Source organism: Azonexus sp., assembly GCF_036170495.1.
Taxonomy (GTDB): Bacteria; Pseudomonadota; Gammaproteobacteria; order Burkholderiales; family Rhodocyclaceae; genus Azonexus.
In genome coordinates this window covers 4,924-7,950 of record NZ_JAVHPH010000479.1, presented here as the reverse complement: position 1 = coordinate 7,950, position 3,027 = coordinate 4,924, and the positions used below count along the sequence as shown (strand labels likewise).

General features: G+C 58.9%; 4 protein-coding genes. All 4 read left to right on the top strand.

The window, feature by feature from the left end; translation table 11 throughout:
• Positions 1–519 (top strand): sensor histidine kinase (locus ADADOO_RS17315; RefSeq protein ID WP_511278762.1); only part of this gene is annotated, 519 nt, incomplete at its 5' end.
• A complete protein-coding gene (nosR, locus tag ADADOO_RS17310) occupies positions 516–1,832 on the top strand; it encodes a response regulator c-di-GMP phosphodiesterase, NosR family (protein ID WP_511278761.1) in 1,317 nt (438 codons plus the stop codon). The genes ADADOO_RS17315 and nosR, both read left to right, overlap by 4 nt.
• Positions 1,829–2,395 carry a response regulator gene (locus tag ADADOO_RS17305; protein WP_511278760.1) on the top strand — a complete coding sequence of 189 codons (567 nt, stop codon included), beginning with the start codon at positions 1,829–1,831 and terminating at the stop codon, positions 2,393–2,395. Before nosR ends, ADADOO_RS17305 begins: the two co-directional genes overlap by 4 nt.
• A 6-nt stretch (positions 2,396–2,401) precedes the next feature.
• A partial coding sequence (locus tag ADADOO_RS17300; RefSeq protein WP_511278759.1) for a GTP-binding protein occupies positions 2,402–3,027 on the top strand: 626 nt, incomplete at its 3' end.

Below are 3,027 nucleotides of genomic sequence, written 5' to 3'. Positions count from 1 at the left end.
CTCAAAAACTTCTCGCGCGTCGGCGAACAGGAGTGGCAGGAGGCAGACCTGCACGAGGGGCTCGATTCGACCTTGAACATTGTCTGGAACGAGCTGAAATACAAGGCCAAGGTGGTCAAGGAATATGGCGAAATCCCGCCTGTTTTCTGCCTCATTTCACAGCTCAACCAGGTCTTCATGAACCTGCTGGTCAACGCCGGCCATGCCATTGAAACGCAGGGCACCATTACGATTCGAACCCGCCTCCACGGCGACGACAAGGTTTGCGTTGAAATCAGCGATACTGGCAAGGGGATCGCGCCGGAGCATATCAACCGAATTTTCGAGCCGTTCTTTACGACCAAGCCGGTGGGCAAAGGGACCGGCCTCGGACTTTCGCTATCCTATGGAATCATCAAGCGGCACGGTGGCCAGATCGAGGTTGAAAGCAGCGCAGGCTTGGGCACCACGTTCCGTTTGGTACTGCCCATCAATCCGACGCACAACACTCAAATACAGGACTCGGAGACTTCATCATGAGCGAGGAAATCGCCCAACCCACCCTGCTCTTCGTCGATGACGAGCCAGGCATTCTTTCCGCCCTGCGCCGCCTGTTCCGCCCGCACGGCTACCGCATCTTCATCGCCGAAGGCGGTGCTGCCGGGCTGGAAGTACTTGAGAAAGAACAAATCGATCTGGTCATTTCCGACATGCGCATGCCGGAAATGGATGGCGCCACCTTCCTCAAGGAGGTTCGTGCTCGCTGGCCCAATGTCATGCGTATCCTGCTTACGGGCTACGCTGACATCACATCGACCGTTGCTGCGATCAATCAGGGCGAAATCTACCGTTATATTTCGAAGCCATGGGACGACAACGAGATCGTCAGCATCGTTGCCGAAGCCATCGAACACCAGAATCTGAAGCGGGAGAACCTGCGCCTCTCCTCGCTGACCCAGGCGCAAAACGATCAGCTGAAGGAACTCAACGCCAGCCTTGAGCAGAAGGTCGCCGAACGGACCGCAGAACTGAGCCAGGCCTTGAGTTTTGTCGAGCAAACGCATAGCGAATTGAAAAAGGCGTTTCTGACCAGCGTCCAGGTTTTTGCCGGCTTGGTCGAACTACGCAGCGGCCCGGCCGGCAGCCAAATGTCGGGCCACGGCCGGCGGGTCGCCGAACAGGCGCGCAGCGTTGCCCAACGCCTCGGCCTTTCCGACGCCGAGAAACAGAACATCATGCTGGCCGGCTTGCTGCACGACATCGGCAAACTCGGCCTGCCCGACGAACTGCTGAGCAAGCCCTTCAATACGCTGACGCCCGAGCAACGCACGCTGGTCATGAAACACCCGGTCATCGGCCAGAACATCCTGTTGGGTATCGACAAATTCAAGGAGGCCGCCATTCTCGTTCGCCATCATCATGAAAGTTATGACGGCAACGGCTTCCCCGACCATCTGGCCGGCATCGCCATTCCGCAGGGCAGCCGCATCCTGCAGGTGGTCAATGAGTATGATTCGCTGATCATCGGCACCCTGGTCCAGCGTCCGCTAAAGCCGGCCGAAGCACTGAATTTCCTGATCGACAATCGCGGCAAGCGCTACGACCCCGCCGTCGTTGACGCCTTTGCGACGCTGCTCGCCGAAACCGTCAAGAGCGGCTTCACGGAAATTCCCCTGCGCACCATGCACCTGAAGTCCGGCATGCTGCTCAGCCGGGACCTCATGCACCGCGACGGCTATCTGCTGCTCGCCAAGGGGACATCGTTGACCGCAGAAATCATCAGCCAACTGGTCAAAATGGAAGGTTCCGAGGAGCAGACGCTGACCGTCTATATTCGCCAGGAGGAAAAATGAGCCGCATCCTGATCGTCGACGATGAGGACTCCATCCTCAAAGCCCTTAAACGAGTCTTGCGTCTGGCGCCATGCACCTATGGCACAAAGAGTTACGCCCTGGAAATCGCCGATTTCAATTCGCCGCTGGCCGCCTTGGAAGCGGCCAGGAACGAAGAATTCGACCTGTTCATGAGCGACTACCGGATGCCGGGCATGGATGGCATCGAATTCCTCAAGGCCGCCAAGGCTATCCAGCCCGATGCGGCACGGCTCATTCTATCCGGTTACGCCGATCTCAACGCCCTGGTTCGCGCCGTCAATGAAGTCGGCATCGACCGCTTCATCGGCAAGCCGTGGAACGACTATGACCTCATGTCGGCGATTGGCCAGGCGCTGGCCCACCGCGATCTGATGCTGGAAAACCGTCAGCTGGCCAATCTGGTCCGTCTTGAAATGGGCGACATCACACCGGAGCAAATCGAGGCCGAACGGCTGGAGCGCATTGAACCCGGTATCACCGAAGTCAACTGGGGGCCGGACGGCTCGGTCGTGCTCGATCCCGAGTTTCAGAGCAAAGGCTGATTCAGCATGCCCGAAAGCGATGCCCAGCACCTGACTTTCAAACTGGTCTATTACGGCCCGGCGCAGAGCGGCAAGACGACCAATCTGCTGCGTCTGCACGACCTGCTCGCTCCGGAATTGAAGGGCGAGCTCATGACCATGGAGACCAAGGACGACCGCACGCTTTTCTTCGACCTCCTGCCACTCGGCTTTCGGGCGCCATCCGGCCTGCTCATCAAACTCCGGCTGTTCACCGTGCCCGGCCAGGTGGCCCATGACGGCACGCGCAAGGCGGTGCTGTCGCGCGCCGACGGTGTCGTCTTCGTGGCCGATGCCGACCGCACCCAGGAAACCAACAACGGCGAATCCTTCCAAAGCCTGGCCGCCAACTGTGCCCGGGTCGGGCTTGATTTCGAGCATCTGCCGATGGTCGTCCAGTTCAACAAATGCGACCTGCCGAATGCCGTCCCCGAAGCCGAAATCCGCGAGCGCTGGTCGGCCGCCTCCTGGCCGCTGGTTTTTGCCATCGCTTTGACTGGGCAAGGCGTCGAATCGACCTTTGAATTGCTGATTCGCACGGTCTACCGGAATTTTGGCGAAAATTTGAAATTGCTGACGGAGCACGGCCTCAGCGAAGACGCCTTTGTCGCCGG

Coding starts and splice junctions, on each gene's coding strand:
- nosR (WP_511278761.1), top strand. CDS start 516: ATGAGCGAGGAAATCGCCCAACCCACCCTGCTCTTCGTCGATGACGAG.
- ADADOO_RS17305 (WP_511278760.1), top strand. CDS start 1,829: ATGAGCCGCATCCTGATCGTCGACGATGAGGACTCCATCCTCAAAGCC.